The 19,952-nt window shown below is 70.6% G+C and carries 20 protein-coding genes and 1 tRNA gene; 9 read left to right on the top strand and 12 right to left on the bottom strand.

The genetic code is table 11. The features are described from left to right. Position 1: 1 nt before the first annotated feature. Both AB0F52_RS34435 and AB0F52_RS34440 read right to left on the bottom strand, forming a co-directional pair. Positions 2-1,105 carry a DegT/DnrJ/EryC1/StrS family aminotransferase gene (locus AB0F52_RS34435; RefSeq protein WP_360180096.1) on the bottom strand — a complete coding sequence of 368 codons (1,104 nt, stop codon included), beginning with the start codon at positions 1,103-1,105 and terminating at the stop codon, positions 2-4. Beyond that, complete coding sequence (locus AB0F52_RS34440; protein WP_360180098.1) at positions 1,102-2,139, bottom strand: DegT/DnrJ/EryC1/StrS family aminotransferase; 1,038 nt, start codon at positions 2,137-2,139, stop codon at positions 1,102-1,104. Before AB0F52_RS34440 ends, AB0F52_RS34435 begins: the two co-directional genes overlap by 4 nt. 327 nt (positions 2,140-2,466) lie before the next feature. Between AB0F52_RS34440 and AB0F52_RS34445 the strand changes: the two genes are divergently transcribed. The 6 genes from AB0F52_RS34445 to AB0F52_RS34470 are packed head-to-tail and all read left to right on the top strand — an operon-like array spanning position 2,467 to position 7,896. After that, positions 2,467-3,492: an oxidoreductase gene (locus AB0F52_RS34445; RefSeq protein ID WP_360180100.1), complete on the top strand. Its 1,026-nt coding sequence runs from the start codon at positions 2,467-2,469 to the stop codon at positions 3,490-3,492. Next, complete coding sequence (locus AB0F52_RS34450; RefSeq protein WP_360180102.1) at positions 3,482-4,336, top strand: sugar phosphate isomerase/epimerase family protein; 855 nt, start codon at positions 3,482-3,484, stop codon at positions 4,334-4,336. The genes AB0F52_RS34445 and AB0F52_RS34450 overlap by 11 nt, the downstream gene beginning before the upstream one ends. Further along, the gene (locus AB0F52_RS34455; protein ID WP_360180104.1) at positions 4,333-5,565 is read left to right on the top strand and encodes a M20/M25/M40 family metallo-hydrolase; all 1,233 of its coding nucleotides are present in this window, start codon (positions 4,333-4,335) and stop codon (positions 5,563-5,565) included. Before AB0F52_RS34450 ends, AB0F52_RS34455 begins: the two co-directional genes overlap by 4 nt. After that, positions 5,565-6,611 carry an Ldh family oxidoreductase gene (locus tag AB0F52_RS34460; protein ID WP_360180106.1) on the top strand — a complete coding sequence of 349 codons (1,047 nt, stop codon included), beginning with the start codon at positions 5,565-5,567 and terminating at the stop codon, positions 6,609-6,611. The genes AB0F52_RS34455 and AB0F52_RS34460 overlap by 1 nt, the downstream gene beginning before the upstream one ends. Then, entirely contained in the window at positions 6,608-7,495 is an 888-nt protein-coding gene (locus AB0F52_RS34465; protein WP_360180108.1) for a Gfo/Idh/MocA family oxidoreductase, read from the top strand. The genes AB0F52_RS34460 and AB0F52_RS34465 overlap by 4 nt, the downstream gene beginning before the upstream one ends. Next, positions 7,492-7,896: a hypothetical protein gene (locus AB0F52_RS34470; RefSeq protein WP_360180110.1), complete on the top strand. Its 405-nt coding sequence runs from the start codon at positions 7,492-7,494 to the stop codon at positions 7,894-7,896. Before AB0F52_RS34465 ends, AB0F52_RS34470 begins: the two co-directional genes overlap by 4 nt. Positions 7,897-7,958: 62 nt before the next feature. Here the strand turns inward: AB0F52_RS34470 and AB0F52_RS34475 are convergent, their stop codons facing one another. From AB0F52_RS34475 to AB0F52_RS34490, 4 genes are all read right to left on the bottom strand, one after another. Beyond that, the gene (locus AB0F52_RS34475; RefSeq protein WP_360180112.1) at positions 7,959-8,492 is read right to left on the bottom strand and encodes an EF-hand domain-containing protein; all 534 of its coding nucleotides are present in this window, start codon (positions 8,490-8,492) and stop codon (positions 7,959-7,961) included. A gap of 71 nt (positions 8,493-8,563) precedes the next feature. Continuing rightward, positions 8,564-9,811, bottom strand: a complete 1,248-nt coding sequence (locus tag AB0F52_RS34480) for a nucleotide sugar dehydrogenase (RefSeq protein ID WP_360180114.1) — start codon at positions 9,809-9,811, stop codon at positions 8,564-8,566. Between the two features lie 45 nt (positions 9,812-9,856). Beyond that, positions 9,857-10,165, bottom strand: a complete 309-nt coding sequence (locus AB0F52_RS34485; RefSeq protein WP_360180116.1) for a hypothetical protein — start codon at positions 10,163-10,165, stop codon at positions 9,857-9,859. 1,154 nt (positions 10,166-11,319) lie between these two features. After that, positions 11,320-11,393: transfer RNA gene (locus tag AB0F52_RS34490), tRNA-Leu, on the bottom strand. A gap of 208 nt (positions 11,394-11,601) precedes the next feature. On the opposite strand from AB0F52_RS34490, the gene AB0F52_RS34495 reads away from it, so the two are divergent. Both AB0F52_RS34495 and AB0F52_RS34500 read left to right on the top strand, forming a co-directional pair. After that, on the top strand, positions 11,602-12,216 hold the full coding sequence (locus AB0F52_RS34495; protein WP_013227937.1) for a response regulator: 615 nt from the start codon (positions 11,602-11,604) through the stop codon (positions 12,214-12,216). Positions 12,217-12,249: 33 nt separating this feature from the next. Continuing rightward, the gene (locus AB0F52_RS34500; RefSeq protein WP_360180118.1) at positions 12,250-12,777 is read left to right on the top strand and encodes a DUF4352 domain-containing protein; all 528 of its coding nucleotides are present in this window, start codon (positions 12,250-12,252) and stop codon (positions 12,775-12,777) included. Between the two features lie 45 nt (positions 12,778-12,822). Here the strand turns inward: AB0F52_RS34500 and AB0F52_RS34505 are convergent, their stop codons facing one another. The 5 genes from AB0F52_RS34505 to AB0F52_RS34525 form a co-directional block, all read right to left on the bottom strand. Beyond that, a complete protein-coding gene (locus AB0F52_RS34505) occupies positions 12,823-13,536 on the bottom strand; it encodes an ABC transporter ATP-binding protein (protein WP_360180120.1) in 714 nt (237 codons plus the stop codon). Beyond that, the gene (locus AB0F52_RS34510; protein ID WP_013227934.1) at positions 13,526-14,299 is read right to left on the bottom strand and encodes an ABC transporter ATP-binding protein; all 774 of its coding nucleotides are present in this window, start codon (positions 14,297-14,299) and stop codon (positions 13,526-13,528) included. The genes AB0F52_RS34505 and AB0F52_RS34510 overlap by 11 nt, the downstream gene beginning before the upstream one ends. Further along, a complete protein-coding gene (locus AB0F52_RS34515) occupies positions 14,296-15,453 on the bottom strand; it encodes a branched-chain amino acid ABC transporter permease (RefSeq protein WP_360180122.1) in 1,158 nt (385 codons plus the stop codon). Before AB0F52_RS34515 ends, AB0F52_RS34510 begins: the two co-directional genes overlap by 4 nt. Next, positions 15,450-16,418, bottom strand: coding sequence for a branched-chain amino acid ABC transporter permease (locus AB0F52_RS34520; protein ID WP_360180124.1), 969 nt, complete (start codon positions 16,416-16,418; stop codon positions 15,450-15,452). Before AB0F52_RS34520 ends, AB0F52_RS34515 begins: the two co-directional genes overlap by 4 nt. 111 nt (positions 16,419-16,529) lie before the next feature. Next, positions 16,530-17,681, bottom strand: a complete 1,152-nt coding sequence (locus AB0F52_RS34525) for a branched-chain amino acid ABC transporter substrate-binding protein (RefSeq protein ID WP_360180127.1) — start codon at positions 17,679-17,681, stop codon at positions 16,530-16,532. 563 nt (positions 17,682-18,244) lie between these two features. Here AB0F52_RS34525 and AB0F52_RS34530 point away from each other — a divergent pair. After that, positions 18,245-19,015, top strand: a complete 771-nt coding sequence (locus AB0F52_RS34530; protein ID WP_360180129.1) for a prolyl oligopeptidase family serine peptidase — start codon at positions 18,245-18,247, stop codon at positions 19,013-19,015. Here AB0F52_RS34530 and AB0F52_RS34535 read toward each other — a convergent pair. Then, positions 18,981-19,952, bottom strand: coding sequence for a LysR family transcriptional regulator (locus AB0F52_RS34535; RefSeq protein WP_360180131.1), 972 nt, complete (start codon positions 19,950-19,952; stop codon positions 18,981-18,983). The genes AB0F52_RS34530 and AB0F52_RS34535 overlap by 35 nt on opposite strands.

The raw sequence follows: 19,952 nt of genomic DNA on the forward strand, positions 1-19,952 counted from the left end.
TTCAACTGCGGGCGAACCGGCACACTTCGTCGGCGATGTGCTCGACTTGCGCGTCGGTCAGGTGGGGGTGGATCGGGATGGCGAGCTGCCGCGAGCAGGCGCGTTCGGCCGCCGGCCAGTCGCGGCCGGTGGTGCGGAACGCCGCTTGGCGCGGCAAGGGGGAGCGGTAGTACACGTGCGAGCCGATGCCACGGGCGGCGAGGTGGTCGTGCAGCGCGTCGCGGTGCTCGGCGAGCAGGGAGTACACGTAGAAGCAGCGTCCGTCGCGGCCGGGCGGCGGTGGCACGACGCCCGGCAGGCCGGTGAACCGCCCGGTGTAGTACTCGCCGATGCGGGCCCGGCGGTCCAGGCGCGCGGGCAACCCCGGCAGGCGGCGCAGCTGGAACGCCGCCATGATTTCGTCGAAGCGGCTGTTCACGCCGATCCGGTGGTGCAGGAACCGGGTGCGGCCGTCCTGGCCGTGGTTGCGCAGCATGCGCACGACGCGGCCCAGCTCCGGGTCGCCGGTCACGACCATGCCGCCCTCGCCGGGCATCCCGAACGTCTTGACCTGGACGAACGAGTAGACCCCCGCGTCGCCCCAGGTGCCCGCGGCCCGGCCGCCGAGCACGCCGCCCTGCGCGACGGCGGAGTCTTCCAGCAGCCGCGCACCGGCGCCGTCGGCGATGACGCGCAGCGCCGGCATGTCGGCCATCACCGAGAACACGTGCGCGGGCATGACGACCTTGGTGCGCCCGGTGACCGCCTTCTCGACCTCGACCGGGTCGACCACCATCGTGGCCTGGTCGACGTCGGCGAAGACCGGCGTGGCGCCGAGCAGTGCGGGGGCGGCCGCCAGCGGCGCACAACCGTAGGCGGGGACCACGACCTCGTCGCCCGGCCCCACCCCCATGGCGCGCAGCACGAGCGTCAACGCCGAAGTACCGCTGGAGCAGGCGACCGCGTCGGCCGCTCCGACGGCGTCGCGGATGACGGTCTCGAAGTGCTCGGTGCGGTGGCCGAGGATGAACCGCTGCTCGGGGTCGAGCGCCACTTCCCGGACCACGTCCAGCAGCACCTGGCGGTCGTCTTCGAAGAGATCCGGCGGGAAGAACGGGATCTTCACGCCGCCTCCGCGGATCGGAAGAAGTCGCGGATCTCGGCGCAGACCCGGGCGACGTCGTCCTCCCGCAGGTCCGGGTAGAGCGGCAGCGCGAGCGCGTGCCGGCAGGCGGCCTCGGCGTGGGGGAAGTCCCCGGGCCGGTGGCCCAGGTCGGCGAAGCAGGGCTGCAGGGGCAACGGGATCGGGTAGTACGTCTCGGTTCCCACGCCGCGCGCGGCCAGGTGCGCGGCCAGCTCGTCGCGCCGCTCGACCTCGACCGCGTACACGTAGAAGACCCCGCGCACGTCGGCCCGGCGCGGCAGCACCGAGGGCAGCTTCCGCACCCCCGGCACGTCGGCGAGCAGGGCGGTGTAGCGCTGGGCGAGGGCGGCGCGGCGCTCGATGTCCGCTTCCAGGCGGCCGAGCTTGGCCAGCAGCACCGCGGCCTGCAGGTCGTCCATCTTGCTGTTGACCCCGACCGCGCCGGTGGTGGTGTTGATGGCGGGGAAGTGGCCGGCGGTGGGACCGAACCGGCCGTGGTGGCGCAGGGCGCCGACGGTTTCGGCGACGACCGGGTCGTCGGTGAGGACCGCGCCCGCGTCGCCGAGCGCGCCCAAGGTCTTGGTGGGGAAGAACGACAGCACCCCGCCCGCGCCGAGCAGCCCCGCGTGCGTGCCGCCGTAGCGCATCCCGATCGCCTCGGCGCTGTCCTCCACCACGGTCAGCCCCAGCCGCCGGGCCGCCTCACCGACTCCCGTCATGTCCGCGGGCTGGCAGAACAGGTGCACCGGCATGACGAACCGGGTGCGCCCGGTGGCCACGGCCGCAAGTGAGGCGGGGGACAGGCCGTAGCCGTCGGGCTCGATGTCGGCGAACACCGGACGGCCGCCCGCGAGCACCACGGCGGAGGCCGAGGCGATGAACGAGAAAGCGGGCACCACCACTTCGTCACCGGGGCGCAGGCCGCACGCGCGCAGCAGGAGCACCAGCGCGTCGGTGCCGCTGTTCACCCCCACCACGTGCTTCGCGCCGGTGTACGCGGCCAGCGCTGCTTCCAATTCGACGACCTTGTGACCATGTGAGTACTTTCCGCGGTCCAGTACGTCGATAATGTGCCTGCTCGTGGTGGGCCACAATTCCGAAAACGACGCTGATTGGGTGAATAGTGGCACGGTCAACTGTTCGCCTCCGCTGTCGGAACTCTCCGGTGATCCTAATTCGGGGCCAAGCGGTGACCGGCAATGCGAGTTGTCTTCACTCTTCTTGGTCAACTACGAGAAGGCAGTGTTGACAAGTGTTGCCGGAACCGTGAAATCTCCCCTTGTTCCAATCGGATGGTCTTTCGGTGACCCGGGCGATATTGAATCCACAATGGACGGTGATCGGTGTTGCGGACACTTCTGGTGGGGCTGGGACGAGCGGGCGCGCAGCTGCACCTCCCGGTGCTCGCGGGCGCTCGTGCCGCCGCGCCGCGGTTGTTCGACGACGAGCCGGTCGTGGGCTGCGACCCGTGGCGGACGCCGCCCGGGAGACCGGGGCTGATCGTCCGGGAAAGCCTGGCGTCCGCCGCGGCGGAAGTGGACCCGGCGCGGACCGTGGCGCACGTGTGCACGCCGCCGGAAAGCCGGTCCGGCGTGCTCGCCGAACTCGCGGGACTGGGGTTCCGGCGGTTGGTGGTGGAGAAGCCGCTGGCCATCGACACCGACGAGCTGTCCCGGGTGATCGAGCTGCGCCGGCGACACGGACTGCGGATCGCCGTCGTCGAGCCGTGGCTGACCAGTTCGCTGACCGCTCGGCTGACGGCGCTGGGGCGGGACGGGCGGCTGGGCGAGCCGCGCTCGATCACGCTCGTGCAGAACAAGCCGCGATTCCGTCGCTCGTTGACCACGACGTCGCACCGGACGGCGTTCGACGTCGAGCTGCCGCACGGCGTGGGCTTGGCGTTGCGCCTGGCCGGCAACGCCCGGGTCACCCACGCCTCCGGCACCGACCTGGTGGTCGGCAAGACGCGGGTGCCCCGCATGGGCGGCGCCCGGGTGGGGCTGCGGCACACCAACGGCACGCGCACGGAGATCGAGTCGGACCTGACGTCCCCGGTGCGGGAACGGCGCGTCGTGCTGCGGTTCGAAAACGGCACGGCGGTCGGGCACTACGCGGTCAGCTCCGACGACCCCTACTCCCAGCTGACCGTGACGGTGGACGGCCGGCGCGAGCACCAGGTCCTGCGGGACGACTCGCTCACCGAGTGGATGATCTACGCCTATCGGTTGTTCCACGGCGGCCGCGACCAGCACGCGAAAAGCTTCTCCGTCGCCTGCGACGTGGCCAGGCTGCTGTCGGTGGCCAAGAACATCAGTGCCGAGCCGGTGGTCCCGGCCGGCCACGTGCCGGAGGCCGTCAGTGCGGTCTGAGGCCGCGGCGACCGCATCCCCGCGGCACACCGGCGACGCCGTCCTGGCCGGCATCACCGACGAGGCGGCCCCGGACCTGGCCGGCCAGCTGGCCGTTCTCGCCGAGCTGGGCTGGTCGGCCGTCGAACTGCGCACCGTCGACGGGCTGGCCGTCGCCGAGCTGGACGAGCGGCACTTCGCCCGGGTGGCCTCGACGCTGGCCGGCCACGGCGTGCGGGTGGTGTGCGTGGCGTCGCGCATCGGCGGCTGGGCCCGCCCGGTCACCGCGCCGTTCGCGGACGACCTGGCCGAACTGGCCGTGCTGGCCCGGCGGTGCGCCGTCCTGGGCACCCGCTACGTGCGGATCATGTCCTACCCCAACGACGGCCTGGACGAGTACCGTTGGCGCGCGCGGGTGCTCGACCGCGTGGTGGCGCTCGCCCGGGCCGCCGAGGCCGCCGGTCTCGTGCTGCTGCACGAAAACTGCTCGGGGTGGGCCGCCTCGGACGCCGGCCGGATGCTGCAGCTGCTGGCCGCGGTGAACGGCTCCTCGCTGCGGCTGCTGTTCGACACGGGCAACCCCGTCGCCCACGGCTACGACGGCTACGAGGTGTTGCGGCGCATCGCGCCGCACGTGGCGCACGTGCACGTCAAAGACGCCCGGGGCACCACGTTCGTCGATCCCGGCACGGGCCAGGCGCGCGTACGCGACTGCGTGCAGTTGCTGCGCTCGGCCGGCTACGCCGGGGCGTGGTCGCTGGAGCCGCACGTGGCGCTCCAGCCGCACCGCTCGGACCGGCTGGCCGAGGGCGCGGCGGCATCGTTCGTGCGTGCGGGACGGGCGCTGGCCCGGCTGCTGCGGTGATCGCTCCGGATCGCGACCTGCTGCTGGAGCTGCTGCGCACGCCCACCGCGGGGCCGTTGGAAACCGAGGGCGAGGTGCGGCTCTGGGACGCCGTGCACGCCTACGCCGAGGCCGCGCACGCGTTCGGCCTGCACACCGCGCACCTCGGGCCGGCGTCGCCGGAGGTGATCCGGCGCGCGGATGTCCCCGCTGCCGTGCGTGAGGCGGCGCGGCGTGACCCAGGCTTCCTGGAGTGCCAGCCGAGCCTGGTGCTGCGGCTGGGCCACGCCGAGCCGACGGTGATGTTCAACGTGCACCTGGACACGGTCGCGCCGGTCGAGCCGGTGGGGTTCGACGGCGTCCGGTTCCACGGCCGGGGCGCGATCGACGCCAAGGGGCCCGCGGTGGCGTTGCTGGCGGGTCTGCGGGAGGCGGCGCGCGATCCGGCCGTGGGCCGGGACGTCAGCGTGCTCGTGCAGGCCGTCTCCGGCGAGGAGGGCGGCGCGATGGGCGTCTTCGGCACCCGGCCGCTGGTGGAGGCAGGCTTCCACGGCACGCTCAACGTGTTCTGCGAACCCACCGGCCTGCGCTACCTGCCGCGCTGCACCGCCGCCATGACCGCGGCCGTCGTCGTGCGCGGCGAGGACGCGATCGACGACGAGCCGCACGCCGGGCACAACGCGACGGTGCTGCTCGGGTTCCTGGCCCAGCACCTCGCTACCGTGCTGGCGGGACGTATTCCGGACGGCCGGGTGTGCGTGGCGGGCCTGCACACGGGACGGCTGCACAACCGCGTCTACGGCTCCGGCGAACTGCTGCTGAACCTGTCCTACGGAAGTGCCGAATCGGCCGCGGTCCTGTCCCAGGCGCTCAAAGAGGGACTGCGGGACGGACTGGCGGAGTTCACCGGACGCTTCCGGGGCCTCCAGCCGTTCCGCCGCACCGCCGTCGACGCGTCCGCGATCACGGCGCTGGAGTGGCGCAAACGCGGCCTGCCCGCGCTGCGCGACCACGCCGTGCCGGACCTGGACGGGATCGTGCCGCCCTGGCCGGCCGGCGAGCCCGGGTTCACCTGTGACGCGATCTGGCTGGCCGACGTGCCCGGGACCCGGACCGCCGTGCTGGGGCCGGGATCGCTGGAAACCAACAACGCCCACGCGCGCGGCGAACACGCCCACGTCGAGGATCTGGACCGGTTCTCGGCGGTGGTGTGCGAGCTGGTCTCGCGCTTCGCCCGCAACGGAGGATGATGAACGTCGTCGTGCCCTACCCCGAACTGGTCTCGACCGTGGCGGGGGTGTTCACCGGCCGCGGCGTCCCGCCCGACCGCGCCGATACCGCGGCCCGGGCGCTCGTGCACGGGGACCTCACCGGCGTCACCTCGCACGGCTTGGTCAACCTCACCCGGCTGTACCTGCCGCTGCTGGCGTCCGGGCGCGCCGATCCGGCGGCCGACATGGAGGTCCTCACCGATCTGGGCGCCTGCGTGCTGGCCGACGCCCACCGCACCCTCGGCCTGTGGTCGGCCTCCCAGGCGATGGACCTCGCCGTGTCCCGCGCCGAGCGGTACGGCGTCGGCGTGGTGTCGCTGCGCGGCGCCACGCACATCGGGTGCGCGGGCTTCCACGCCGCCCGCGCCGCCGACCGGGGCGTGATCGGCCTGGTCACGTCCAACTGCGGCGGCCAGGCCATCGCCCGGCCACCGGGCGGCCTGGCGAAGGTGCTGGGCACCAACCCTTTGGCACTGGCCTGCCCCGCGGGCGACTGCCACCCGTTCGTGCTCGACATGTCGACGACCGTGGTGCCCACCGGCCGGGTCCGGGCCGCGGCGCGGGCGGGCGAGCCGATCCCCGCCGGGTGGCTGGCCGGCGACGACGGCACGCCGGTCACCGACCCGGCCGCCTACGACCGGGGCGAGGGCCATCTGCTGTGGCTGGGCAGCTCCCCGCAGACCGGCGCCCACAAGGGCTTCGGACTCGGGCTGCTGGTGGAAGCGCTGTCGGCACTGGTGTCCGGTGCCGCGCTGGGCCCGGTGCGGGCCGGGGACACCGACGACGACATCGGCGTCATGGCGCTCGCCATCGCCCCCGCGCGGCTGCGGACGGGCTTCGCCGACGACGCCGGCGCGTTGTTCTCCGCACTCCTGGGTTGCCCGCCGGCCGACCCGAGCCGCCCGGTCGTCTACCCGGGCTGGCACGAAGGTGAACGGGCGGCGTGGCGGCGGACGCACGGCGTGCCGCTGTCCGCCGGCCTGTACGAGGAGCTGCGCGCGTCGACCCTGCGAGCCGCGGGGTGATCCGGCTGGGGGTGGTCGGACTCGGCGTCATCTCCCGCTTCTACCTCGCCGCGATCGACCGGCTGACCGGGTTCGCCCTGGCCGCCGTGTGCGATCCGCGCCCCGAGGCCCGCGCGGGCCATGCGGTCCCGGCGTTTTCCGGCCACCGGGCGATGCTGGCCGCCGGCCTGGTGGACGCCGTGGTGGTGACCGCGCCGAACGACGCGCACGCGGCGATCTGCCGCGACGCGATCGAGGCGGGATTGCCGGTGTGCGTGGAGAAGCCCCTGGACATCGACCTTTCGCGCGGCCGGGAGCTGGCGGCGGCGGCCCGCGCGCATGACGTGGCGCTGTTCACCGCGTTCCACCGGCGCTACAACGACAACGTCCTCGCCTTGCTGGCCGAAGTGGACGGCCGGCCGCTGGAGTCGGTGACCGTGCGGTACTTCGAACGCATCGAGGAGCACGTCGGAGCCGACCGCTGGTACCTCGACGCCGCCCGGTCCGGCGGTGGTTGCGTGGCCGACAACGGCCCCAACGCGCTTGACGTGGCACGCCTGTTCGCCGGTCCGCTGCGGCTGTGCGAAGCGCGCGTCGGCCGGGACGCGGCCGGGATCGACCGGCACGCCGTGCTCACGGCGCGGGGGAGGGCGCCGGTGCGGGTGGAGCTGGACTGGTCCTACCCGGGCGAGGTGAAGGATGTGACCGCACGGCTCGCCGACGGCCGTCAGCTGCGGGCGGACATGCTCGCCGGGCACGACGGCTTCAAGGGCTCGCTGTGGCACGAATACGAGGGCGTGCTGCGGGACTTCGCGCGCGCCGTGGCCGCCGGCGGCACGGGGGCCGACGGTGGCTTGGCCGCCTTGGCCCTGGTGGACGAGGCGTACCGAAGGGAGAACACGTGATCGAGGACGGGCCGAAGCGTGCCGTGCACAGCAGGGTGGTCAAGGTGCTCGTGCACCGGCGCGACGACCGCGGCATGCGGCTGGAGCCGTTCGCCAGCCGCTGCGTTCGGCAGGGCGAGGTGCACGAACTCGTCACGACCGACCACCCGGTGACCGCGGACCGGATCGACCGGGTGGGGTTCCTGGGCTTCGTGGAGATCGACGACGCCGGGGTGATCGACCGAGGCGACGAGGTGTGGCTGGAAGGCGAGCTGATCGGCACCGTGCTGGGGTTCGACGCGTGCCACCACCCCAACCACTACAACATCCTCATCTCCACGCCGCGACCGCACACCGGACCCGAGGTCGGGATGCATCCCGAGCGCACCGTGCGGTTCAGCCGGCCCGCCGTCGCGCATTGACCGCACCGACGACGGACGGGCCCCGGAGGAATGCTCCGGGGCCCGTTGTCGTACGTGCACCGTCAGCCGAGCAGCGGCACGTCCAGCGTGCCGAAGTGGTAGGCCTTCACCGCCGCGACCAGTTCGTCCACGGTCAGCGAGCCGTTGCCGTTGGTGTCGATGAGACGGAACGACTCCTGGGCCTTCGCCCGGCTCACCCCGGCCGCCCCCAGCCATTTGGCGAACTCGTCCGGGCTGACCTCGCCGTCGCCGTCGGTGTCGCACACGTTGAGGATCGCCTGGATCATCGGCCGCACCACGCGCCCGAACCCGGCGTCACCCCCCTTGAACACCTCCGCCTCGATGACTTCGGTGAACTGCCGGCGGTCCAGCGCGCCGTCGCGGCCGACCCCGGCCCGCTCGGCGAGGTACTCGAAGGTGCTGGTGAACGACTCCACCAGGGCGCGGCCCTGCGGGGTGGACGGCGACTCGCCGAACGCCTCGAGGATCCGGCGGGCTTCCGCCTCCAGGTCGGACCGCTCGATGCGGCCGTTGCCGTTGCGGTCCCACTTCTCGAAGCGGAGTTCCAGGCGCTTGTTCTTGACAGCAGTGGTCATTTCTGCGTACTCCTTCAGCGTGCGAACGGTGTGATGACGGCGCCCGGGGCTCCACCCCCGGTCGCGGGGTGCTACAGGCGGTGGACCTCCTCCCCAGGCACGCGACCCGTGACGTCGAGGAGGAGCCGGGCGTTCCTGGCCAGGCGGCTCAGGTCGTACCCGCCGTGCCCGACGAGCAGGACGGTCACGTCCGCGTCGCGCAGGGCGGAGTCCAGGTCGGACACCGGTGGTCCGAGTTCGGGCACGGGGCCGGTCACCGGGTCGTGGTAGCGGACGTGCGCGCCGAGCGCGGTCAGTTCGGCCGCGACCCGCAGCGTCGCCGACTCGCGCGTGTCCGGTACCCCGGCCTTGTAGGCCACGCCGAGGAGCAGCACGGTGGAGCCGGCGAGTCCGAGGCCGGCGTCCGTGAGCAACCGGGTCGTCCGCTCCACCAGATAGGACGGCATGGCGGAGTCCACCTCGCGCGCCGCCTCGACGACGCCCAATCGGCTCCCGGCGCGGCGCGCCTTGTCCAGGAGGTAACGCGGGTCCACCGGGATGCAGTGCCCACCCACTCCGGGGCCGGGCGTGAACGAGGCGAACCCGAACGGCTTGGTGCCCGCGCAGTGCAGCACGTCCCAGACGTCCAGGCCGAGCTCGTCGCAGAACACCGTGATCTCGTTGACCAGGGCGATGTTCACGTACCGGTAAGTGTTCTCGAGCAGCTTCGCCATCTCGGCCTCACGCGTGCCCCGTGCCACGACCACGGTGTCCACGAAGCGGCTGTAGAACGCGACGCACTGCTTGGCGCACAGCGGCGTGTGCCCGCCGACGACCTTGGGGGTGTTGCGGATGCCGTACCGCCGGTTGCCGGGATCGACTCGTTCCGGCGAGTAGGCGAGCGAGAAGTCTTCCCCCGCCACGAGACCGTGGCGCTCCAGGATGGGCCGCACCACCTCGTCGGTGGTGCCGGGGAAGCTGGTGGACTCCAGGACCACCAGGGTGCCCGGACGCAGGTGGCCGGACACGGCGGCCGCCGCGTCTCGCACCGCGGCCAGGTCCGGGCCGCCGTCCGGCCCGAGGCCGGTGGGCACGCAGATCACCACCGTCTCCGCCCGCGCGATCACGGCCGGATCGCCGGTCACCTCGAACCCGTCCGCGCGCAACGCCCGCAACTGCGCGCCGCTGACGTCGGGCACGTGCGGGCGGCCCTGTCCCACCTGCTCCCGCACCGCCGGAGACGTGTCGTAGCCCACCACCGACAAGCCGGCGGTGGCGGCGGCGGCCGCGAGCGGCAAGCCGACGTACCCGACCCCGACGACGACGAGATCGACGGACACGTGCATCCTTTCAGCCCGGTCGGAATGTGTGCGCACGGTTGCCGATCAGACGCGGAAGCTCGCCGCGGCCGGGGGGACGTGCGATCCCCAGTTCGCTTTCACGGTGAGGATCGGCACGCCGAAGCATTCGGGTGTCCCGTAAACCTGCACCGGCCGGTCGGTGCGGTTGGCGAGCACGTGCGCTCCCTCGGGGAGCGGGTAGCAGCCATGAGGGTTTTCGTGGACGTCCAGCGGGACGACTTCGGTGGTGAAGACCACGACTTCGCCCGTTGCGGCGACGGCCACGGGGCTGGCCGACACCAGCAGCGCAGCGACCGCCACCGTGCTCGAAAGGACTGCCGTGAACCGCTTCATCTTTCCTCCATGAGGGAAGTCCCGTCGTCATCAGCGAAACTAACAGCCGATTCCAGGGAAACCCCGGCTCGATCGGAATGCCACTCGTGCAGGTCGCGGTGCGATCCGGGAGTTCAGTCGGATGGCGGCATATTGTTCTTGATTGAGTGCGCGAACTCCTCGCGGAATCGCCTTGGTTCACGATGTCGAGTGACCGGTGATGCGAGCACAGTGATGCACAGTAAGCAGTGGCAAGCCTGTCCGGTGGCAAGGAACCCGGCGCGTCCTTGAAACGCCCTGGAACCGATCGGCACCCGACTGGGTGGCGCACCGGCCCGCGGCCGAAACGCCGACGCAGCAATTCCCGAAAGGGTGATCGACGGCTCGGCGAACTTGAACCGGGACGTGGCCGGCTATTCCGGGCCCGGTGCTCGCGTGCCTCGGTCGAATGTTCACGCTGGTATGTCCGACCTGGCGGTCTCCCCGTTCGGTCTGCCTCTCGCATTGATCCGCGGCGCTACGACATCCCGATCGCGCGCGATGGTGGGATCGGCGACCTGCTGACCGAGGCGGCGCCGAGTACGAAGTGCTCAACATGCTGGAGCAGAAGGGCATCGCAAAGACCAGCCTGGAGCCGGACGGGCAACGGGCCGCGACGGTCACGTTGATGGCCCAGTGGCGCTGTCACGAGCAGCTCGGCTTCGACACGATCGCCGAGTGGTTGAACGCTGACCTGGAAGCACATCCGCCGCCGGAACCGCCCGGTGGTCGGCGTGCCAGGGGAGCGTGGTCGAAGTCTGCGGTCGCGGCTACCAGGTCTACAACCGCCGTGCCAGGCGCAGCCGGGGCGGCATCGGAGTCGTCATCCCACCGGAGATGTGGGTGTGGTCGGTCGAGCCGGCGCACGAGCCGTTGATTCCGAAGTGGATGTACGACGAAACGGGCCTAGCATCCGCCGACCACAACGGCAGACCACCCGACCACGGAGCAGGTAAGACGACCAGCGGTCACCGGCCAACCAAACTCCGGATCGGCATCGACCACGAAACGGACCACGCCATGATCGACATCACACTGCCCGGCGCCAGGATCGAGGAGGTGGCCACCGCCGCAGCGGACGCGGAAGTCGTCCGGGTGGCCAAGCCGCAGGTCAAGCCTGGTGTGATTGCTGCGGGTGCCCCCGGTGAGATTCGAACTCACACTGGACGGGTTTTGAATCCGTTGCCTCTGCCAGTTGGGCTACGGGGGCGCGACGTCGTGACTCTACGGGATCACCGGACTCCACCCACCCCCGGGTCCGGCGCGAAGCGAACGCGAGCCGACCCGAAGCGACACCGGTGTCATGCCCGCCACTACGTGGTGAACGCCATCTCTGCTTCTGGATCGTTCCCGGTAGGCTTCAGGTTCGCGGAACGCCGCGAGATGCCACGCCCAGCCGAGTCTTCAGGAGGACCCCGGTGACCGATCAGGCTACCGAGGCCAACGGTGCCGCCACCGTGCCGCAGCGTCGGGTGCTCGTCGCGGAGGACGAGGCTCTCATCCGGCTCGATCTCGTCGAAATGCTGCGGGAAGAGGGCTATGAGGTCGTCGGGGAGGCGGGGGATGGCGAGCAGGCCATCTCGCTGGCCACCGATCTGAAGCCCGATCTCGTGATCCTCGACGTCAAGATGCCCAAGCTGGACGGCATCGAAGCCGCGGCGAAGATCACCGGGGACCGGATTGCCCCCGTGGTCATCCTCACCGCCTTCAGCCAGCGGGACCTCGTCGAACGCGCGCGGGATGCCGGGACCATGGCCTACCTCGTCAAGCCCTTCGCCAAGCGGGACCTCGTGCCCGCCATCGAGCTCGCCGTCAGCCGGTTCTCCGAGCTGCAGGCCCTCGAGGCCGAGGTCGCCGGGCTCACCGACCGGCTCGAGACGCGGAAGGTCATCGACCGCGCCAAGGGCCTGCTCATGAGCCGGCAGGGGCTCACCGAGCCCGATGCCTTCCGGTGGATCCAGCGCACCGCCATGGACCGCCGTACCACCATGAAGGCCGTGGCCGAGGCCGTCGTCGAGAGCATCGGAAGCTAGCCGGACCGACGGCCGGCAGGCAGAATCACCCTGGTGAAACTCCGCCTGCTGGCCGTCGTCGTCCTCATCAGCGCAGCAGGCTGCCAGGCCGAACGGCCCAGCGCGCCCGCACAGACGACCTACGAGCTGCCGCCGCGCCAGGTCCGGCCCGACGAGACCGCCCTCAAGCTGCCGGCCGCCAAGAACGGTGACACCGAGTTCACCCTCATCGGCCTGGCCGCCGGGCTGCCCAGCATCACCGGGAGCCACACCGAGTTCCCCGCGAAGGGCCAGTTCGTGCGGTTGCGGCTCGTCGTCACCAACACCGGCACCTCCAGCGTCCTGTTCGACGCCAAGCGCCAGCTGCTCGTCGACGACCGGGGCGACGCGCACCCGCCCGAAGAGCAGGCCATGATCGTCAAGCGCCAGCCCGCCCAGTTCGACCTCGGGCACGGCGTGCGCGTCGAATTCGACCTCTACTGGGACATCCCCAAGGACCGGAAGCCGGCCACGCTCCGGGCCTTCGGCGGCCCGAGCATCACCGACATGAAGAACGTCACCGGCACCGACATCAAGCTGTGAAAAAAGGGGCCCGGCACCAGTGTGCCGGGCCCCCGAAAAGCGAACTCAGACGCCCAGGTCGCCACCGAGGTAGGCGGCCCGGACCTGCGGGTCGTCCAGCAGGTCGGCTCCGCGGGCGCTCTTGACCACGCGGCCCGTCTCGAGCACGTACGCGCGGTCCGACAGCTTCAGCGCCTGCTGGGCGTTCTGCTCCACCAGCAGCACCGTCGTCCCGCGCTTGTTGATCTCGCGGATGATGTCGAAGATCTGCGCGATCAGCATCGGCGCCAGGCCCATCGACGGCTCGTCGAGCAGGAGCACCTTCGGCTTCGTCATCAGCGCCCGGCCGATGGCGATCATCTGCTGCTCGCCGCCCGACATCGTGCCGCCGAACTGCGTCCGGCGCTCGTTGAGGCGGGGGAACAGCTCGTAGACCTCGTCGAGGTCGGCCTGGAGGTCGTCCTTGCGGGTGTAGGCACCCATCAGGAGGTTCTCCTGCACCGTCATGCCGGGGAACACGCCCCGGCCCTCCGGCGACTGGCCGATCCCGAGCAGCACGCGCTTGTGCCCCGGGGTCTTCGAGATGTCCTGGCCGTTGAACAGGATCTTGCCGCTGGTCAGCGGCCGGAGCCCGGAGATCGTCTTGAGCGTCGTGGTCTTGCCGGCGCCGTTGGCGCCGATCAGGGACACGATCTCGCCCTCGTCGACCTGGATGCTCATGCCCTTGAGAGCCGCGATCTTGCCGTAGTGGACGTTGATGTCCTGGACCTCAAGAAGCATCTTCGGACACCCCCAGGTACGCCTCGATGACCTTCTGGTTGGTCTGCACTTCCTGAGGGAGCCCTTCCGCGATCTTCTGCCCGAAGTCCAGCACCGCCAGCCGGTCGCTGATGTGCATGACCAGGCCCATGTCGTGTTCGATGAGCAGCACGGTCCGGCCGTCGTCCCGGATCTTGCGGATCAGCGCCTGCAGGGCGTTCTTCTCCGCCGGGTTCATGCCCGCCGCGGGCTCGTCGAGCAGCAGGAGCTTCGGGTCGGTGGCCAGCGCCCGCGCGATCTCCAGCCGGCGCTGGTCGCCGTAGGAGAGGTTCTTCGCGGTCTCGTGCTCCACCTTGCCGATGCCGACGAAGTCGAGCAGCTCACGCGCCCGCTCGCGGCCGCGCTTCTCCTCCTTGCGGTGCCACGGCAGGCCGAGCACCGCGCCGATCGCGCCGGTCTTGTGGTGCGCGTCCGCGCCGACCATGACGTTCTCGATCGCCGACATGTTGTGGAACAGCCGGATGTTCTGGAACGTCCGGGCGATGCCGCGCTTGGTGACCTGGAAGCGCTTCATCCCGTCGATGCGGTCGCCGTCGAAGCGCACTTGGCCCTCAGTCGGCTGGTAGACGCCGGTGACCACGTTGAACACCGTGGTCTTGCCGGCGCCGTTCGGGCCGATCAGCGCGAAGATCTCGCCTTCGTTGATGGAGACGTTCACTTCGCGCAGGGCGGTGACACCACCGAAGCGCATCGTGATGTTGTCGAACTCGAGCAAGGGAGTCACTTGGCCACCTCCGCCGGGGCTTCGGTGCCCGGTCCGGCCACTTCGCCACCGAGCGAACCCATGCCGCCGGTGCCTTCCCGTAGCTCGGCTTTTCGTTGTCGTGAGGGCAGGATGCCTTCGGGCCGCAGCGCCATCATCAGCACCAGGACCGCGCCGAACAGCAGGATGCGGTACTCCGCGGGGTCCTTGTCGCCGAGGAGGTGCCTCAGCCACTCGACGGACCGGAGGCGCTCGGGGATCCAGGCCACCAGGAAGGCGCCGAGGATGACACCCGGCAGGTTGCCCGCCCCGCCCAGCACGACCGCGGCGAGGATCGTCGCGGACAGGATGAACGGGAAGTTGTCCGGAGCGATGAACACGGCCTTGCTGGCGTAGATGCCGCCCGCGAAGCCACCGATCATCGCGCCGATCGCGAAGGCGAGCAGCTTGAACTTGAACGTCGGCACGCCCATCAGCTCGGCGGCGTCCTCGTCCTCGCGGATCGCGGCCCACGCGCGCCCGACCCGGCTCTTCTGCAGCCGCACCGAGAACACGATGACCAGCACGATCGCGACCAGGATCAGGTAGTAGTACGGCGCCGGGTCGAGCATGAACTCCATGCCGAAGATCGGCGACGGGTGCGGGATGTTGGTGATCCCGCGGGCACCGCCGATGCCGTTCGTGTTGTTCGCCGTGATCCGGACGATCTCCCCGAACCCGAGGGTGACGATCGCCAGGTAGTCACCGCGCAGCCGCAGGGTCGGGGCGCCGAGGATGACGCCCGACACCGCCGCGAGCACGATCCCGACCAGGATCGTGGGCCAGACGTTCCAGCCGAACTTGGTGCCGAAGATCGCCACGGTGTACGCGCCGATCGCGAAGAACGCCACGAAGCCGAGGTCCAGCATGCCGGCCAGGCCGACCACGATGTTCAGGCCGATCGCCAGCAGGATGTAGGTGCCGATCGGGAAGATCAGGACGCTCGTCCAGTCCGAGGCCGGCGACATGAACGAGCCGATCCAGGGAGCCGGGAGGATCAGCGCGAACACGATGCACGCGATGTAGACGAGGTAGCGCTGCCACATCGGCGCGTGCTGCCACCAGTCCCGCGCGCCGTTCACCGGCTGGAACGAGCGGCGAGTGTTTTCCTGGGTAGTCACACCGTCGCCTTTCATGCGCGAGCTCGCTGGAGGGATTCACCGAGAATGCCGGTGGGGCGGAACATGAGCACGAGCACGAGGACCACGAAGGCGGTGACGTCCTTCCACTCGGATCCGAGGAAGATCGCGCTCCAGTTTTCGACCAGGCCGAGCACGATGCCGCCGAGGAGCGCGCCGCGCAGGTTGCCGATACCGCCGAGCACGGCCGCGGTGAACGCCTTGATACCGAGCACGAAACCGACGCGGTAACCGGTGTTTTCGAGTTCCATCAGGTAGAGCGCGGAGGCCACACCGGCCATCGCGCCGCCCAGAAGGAAGGTGATGCGCACGATGCGGTCGATCGAGACGCCCATCAGCACGGCGGCCTCGGGGTCCTGGGCGGTCGCCCGGATGCCGCGGCCGATGCGGGTGCGCCGCACCAGCTGGTCCAGCACCACCATGACGATCACCGCGCCGATGACGACCAGGACCTGGTCGGTGCGGACGACGGCGTTGCCGACCGGGAACAGCGTGTCGCGGTCGACGAACCGCGGCGCGTTCTGCGGGACGCGTCCCGACTTGTCGAAGACGTTGGGGATGATGACCAGCGCGAAGAGCTCCTGCAGGAAGATCGACGCGCCGATCGCGGAGATCAGGGCCGCGAGCTTCGACGAACCGCGCTTGCGCAGCGGCCGGTAGGCGACCTGCTCCAGCACGACCGCGGAACCGCCGGACACGGCTGCGGAGGCGAGCATGAGCGCGAGCAGGAGCAGGATCATCGCGCCCAGGCCCACCACGATGTTGCCGGAGGTGGCGATGCTGGCCAGGATGAACAGGGACGTCATCGTCCCGATCATGAAGATTTCGGAGTGGGCGAAGTTGATCAGCCGCAGGACGCCGTAGACCATTGTGTAGCCGAGGGCGACGAGGGCGTAGATGGAGCCGAGAACCAGTCCGCCGATGGTGCTGCCGAGGAACTGGTCTTGCAGTGTCTGCAACATGACGTGAGCGCCTTACGAGACAGGGCGAGGACAGGGATATGGACCGGGAGCGGGGGTGCTGTGGTCACCACAGCGCCCCCGCTCCCGTCGTCAAGTGCTATTCCTGTTTCGTCAGCCGGTGATCTTGGCTTCGGTCGACGCGCCGAGGTTCTTGATCGCGCCCTTCACCACCTGGTAGACGTAGATCGCGTTCGTCTCCGGCTCACCGTTGGCCTTGAACTTGATCTGCTTCGAGACGCCCTTGAAGTCCGCGGTCTTCAGGAACTCGTTGATCTTCTCGCCGGTGGTGTTGCCCGCCTTGACCGCGTTGATGAGAGCGGTCGCGGCGTCGTAGCCCTCGGTCGCGTAGATCGCCGGGGCGACGTTGAACTTCGCCTTGTACTTGGTGGCGAAGTCGCTCGGGGTGCTCTCGTCCGGGATGTTGCACGGGCAGCCGATGACCGCGCCCTCGGCGGCCGCGGCACCCGCGCCCGAGACCAGCTGCGGGTCGAGCGAACCGTCACCGGTGGCGAAGACGGCCTTCACGCCGCCGTCACGGAGCTGCTTGAGCAGCGGGCCGCCCTGCGCGTAGTAGCCACCGAAGGTGATGACGTCCGGGTTCGCCGCCTTGACCTTCTGCACGGTCGAGGAGTAGTCCGGCGCGTCCTTCGGGAACTTGTCGCGCTGGACCGCGACGCCCTTGTCCTTGAAGGTCTTCTCGAACGCGTCCGCGAGGCCGACGCTGTACTCCTGGTCGTCCGAGATGACGAACGCCGTCTTCGGCGACTTCGCCGTGATCAGGAATTCGGCGATCTTGGGGCCCTGGTCGTCGTCGTTCGCCACGACGCGGTGCCAGTAGGCCCAGTTGTTCTTCGCGAGGCCCGGGTTGGTCGCCGAGGGCGAAACGCTCGGGATCTTGTTCTGCTCGAGCTGGCCGCCGATGGCCTTCGACTCACCGGAGAAGGCCGGGCCGATCAGCGCGGTGATCTTGTCCGAGCCGATCGCCGTGGTGATCAGCGAGGTCGCCTGGTCGGGCTTGCCCTGGCTGTCGTAGGGCTTCAGCTCGATCTTGGTCTTCGGATTCGTGGCGTTGTACTCGTCGATCGCGAGCTGGGCGCCATTGCGGGGCGGGATCACGATCCCGGAGTTCTCCCCGGTCAGGTCGCCCATGAACCCGATCTTCAGCGTGCTGCCGTCACCACTGCTCGACGAGCCGCCACCGGCGCAGCCCGCCAGCGCGAGCGACGTCGCCGCTGCGAGGGCGAGAACCCGTCCAAAACGCACTCCTGACACCGACTACCTCCCATGACCAACCAGCCGCCGGTAGGCGTTGCCCCCGACACAGGGGCTAGGTTAGGGCAGGAAGATATCCCTCTCGCCCGTCTTGTGCACAGGCGGCCTCACTACTCTGTGTCCACATCGTGACGATCGCAACCGACACGAATTGCACGAAAAGCCGAACGATGTTTCCTCGTGGCCCGCTGCTGGTCACGCAGCGCTGCTAAGTATCGGCGGTCGTTCTGCGAATGGGTGACAGCCATGTTTCATCGGTATGTCATCGCCCATTTCGGCGACCGGACCGTGGCCGGTTTCCCGGTGGCCCGCTGTTCACCCTGACGAGGTCGCGGGGGTCCGGGCACCGCCGTAGGGATGCACCTTACGTCCGGTTCGGTGGGTCGAACGGACCACCCCCTCGTGCAGGTCTGCCCGAAAGGGCACCCCGCCTGACCTGGCCGCCACAACCATCGGTTGTCGTGGCCGCCGGAACGGCTGTTGGACCCGCACCTCTCCCCGGCGGTTCGCTGGAAGCAGCCGAAGACATGCGGCCGAAGACAAGGAGAGACGAGATGGGCGAGATGGTCGAGGGCGTTGCCGCGGGGGTGCCGTTCGTGGCGGTACCGCCGGCGGACCCGGACGGCCCGGTGGCACTGGTGGCGGGCTGGCACCTGATGGACGTGCCGGCCAGTGAACGGGCGATGGCGGAAGCCGTCCCGATGGCGGACCTGCGGGCGTGGCGGGTGTACTTCGGGCTCCCGCTCTCCGGGGCGCGGCTGCCCGAGGGCGGCCACGAGGAGGTCTTCCGGCGGGCGAGCGAGGACGCCGTCCTGAACGTCTTCGAGCCGGTGACCGAGCAGGCGGCGGGCGAGTTCCCCGCCGCGCTGGCCGACCTGCGTGACCGGCTGCCGGGCGCGACCGGGCCGCTCGGGGTGTTCGGCGGCTCGGCGGGAGCGATCGTGGCGCTGGAGGTGCTGGCCCGCGGCGACGTCGAGATCACCGCCGCGGCGGTGGCGAGCCCGGTCGTCCAGCTCGCCCCGATGATCACCGCCAACGAGCGGCGCTTCGGGGTGACCTACCCGTGGACCGAGCGGTCCCGTGCGGTCACGGCCCGCTACGACTACGTGGACCGGGCCGCCGAGCTGACCGCGCCGCTGCTGCTGGTCACCGGCGCGGACGACGACATCGCCGTGCGCGAACCCGCGGCGGCGCTGCACGCCAAGCTGGGAACCGAGCTGGTGACGGTCGACGGGATGGCGCACGAGTTCCCGCCGGGGACGCCGGCCGCGGCCCGCGTCGACGCGGCGTTCAGCGACTGGTTCGCGCGGCGGCTGCGAGGCTGACGTCGCCGGCGGGCAGCCAGGCGTGCCCGGGGTCGTAGGCGCACCAGTCCTCTTCGCGGCTGGTGCGCCCGGCGACGGCCAGCAGCCGCCGCAGCGCCGGGTGCGCCTTGCCGCGCCGCCAGACCAGCGACCACGGGAACAACGGGGACGGCTCGAACGGCAGCACCTTGAGATCGAGGTCCGGCGCCAGTTCCATGTCGGCCCCGGCCAGGGTGACGCGCCGCTTGCCGTACCGCGTCTGCTCGAGCGTGTGCCGCAGGTCGTAGCTGACGCCGGAGTCGTCGATCGGCACGGCGAACTCGTCGCACAGCTCCCGCAGGTAGGACAGCCACTCGGCGGGGCCGCCGAGCCCGGGCAGCCAGATCCCGTCGGCGCGCAGCTCGTCGAGGCGCAGCACGTCCAGCACGGCCAGCGGGTGCTCCGGCGCGAGCAGCCCGACCAGCGGCTCGAGCCGGACCGGCCGGTGTTCCAGCTCGTCCGGCAGCTCCCGCCCGCAGCCGGACACGCGGCCGAAGGCGGCGTCGAGTTCCCCGGACAGCAGCGGGTCGATCGCGTTCGCGAACCCGCGGCCGGCGACCCGGTCGATGCGCAGCCCCGGTTCGTGCGCGGCCAGCCGGCGGAGCAGGAACATGGGGGAGAGCCGGTGGTCGACGAGGTCGAGGCGCAACGGCCGGTCCTCGGCGCCCATCGCGGCCACGGCGGCGTCGGCCACCCGCACCAGCTCGCGCGCGTGCGGGAGGAACCGCTCGCCGTCGGCGGTCAGCTCGACCGAGCGGGGCGTGCGCAGGAACACCGGCGTGCCGAGCGCGTCTTCGAGCTTCCGGATCCGCTTCGACAACGCCTGCTGGGTGAGGAACAACGACTGGGCGGCCCGCCCGAAGTGCCGCTGCTCCGCCGTCACCACGAACGCCCGCACCTGGGCGACATCGAGGTCCAC

Origin of the sequence: Amycolatopsis sp. NPDC024027, assembly GCF_040638975.1 — a bacterium.
GTDB lineage: Bacteria > Actinomycetota > Actinomycetes > Mycobacteriales > Pseudonocardiaceae > Amycolatopsis.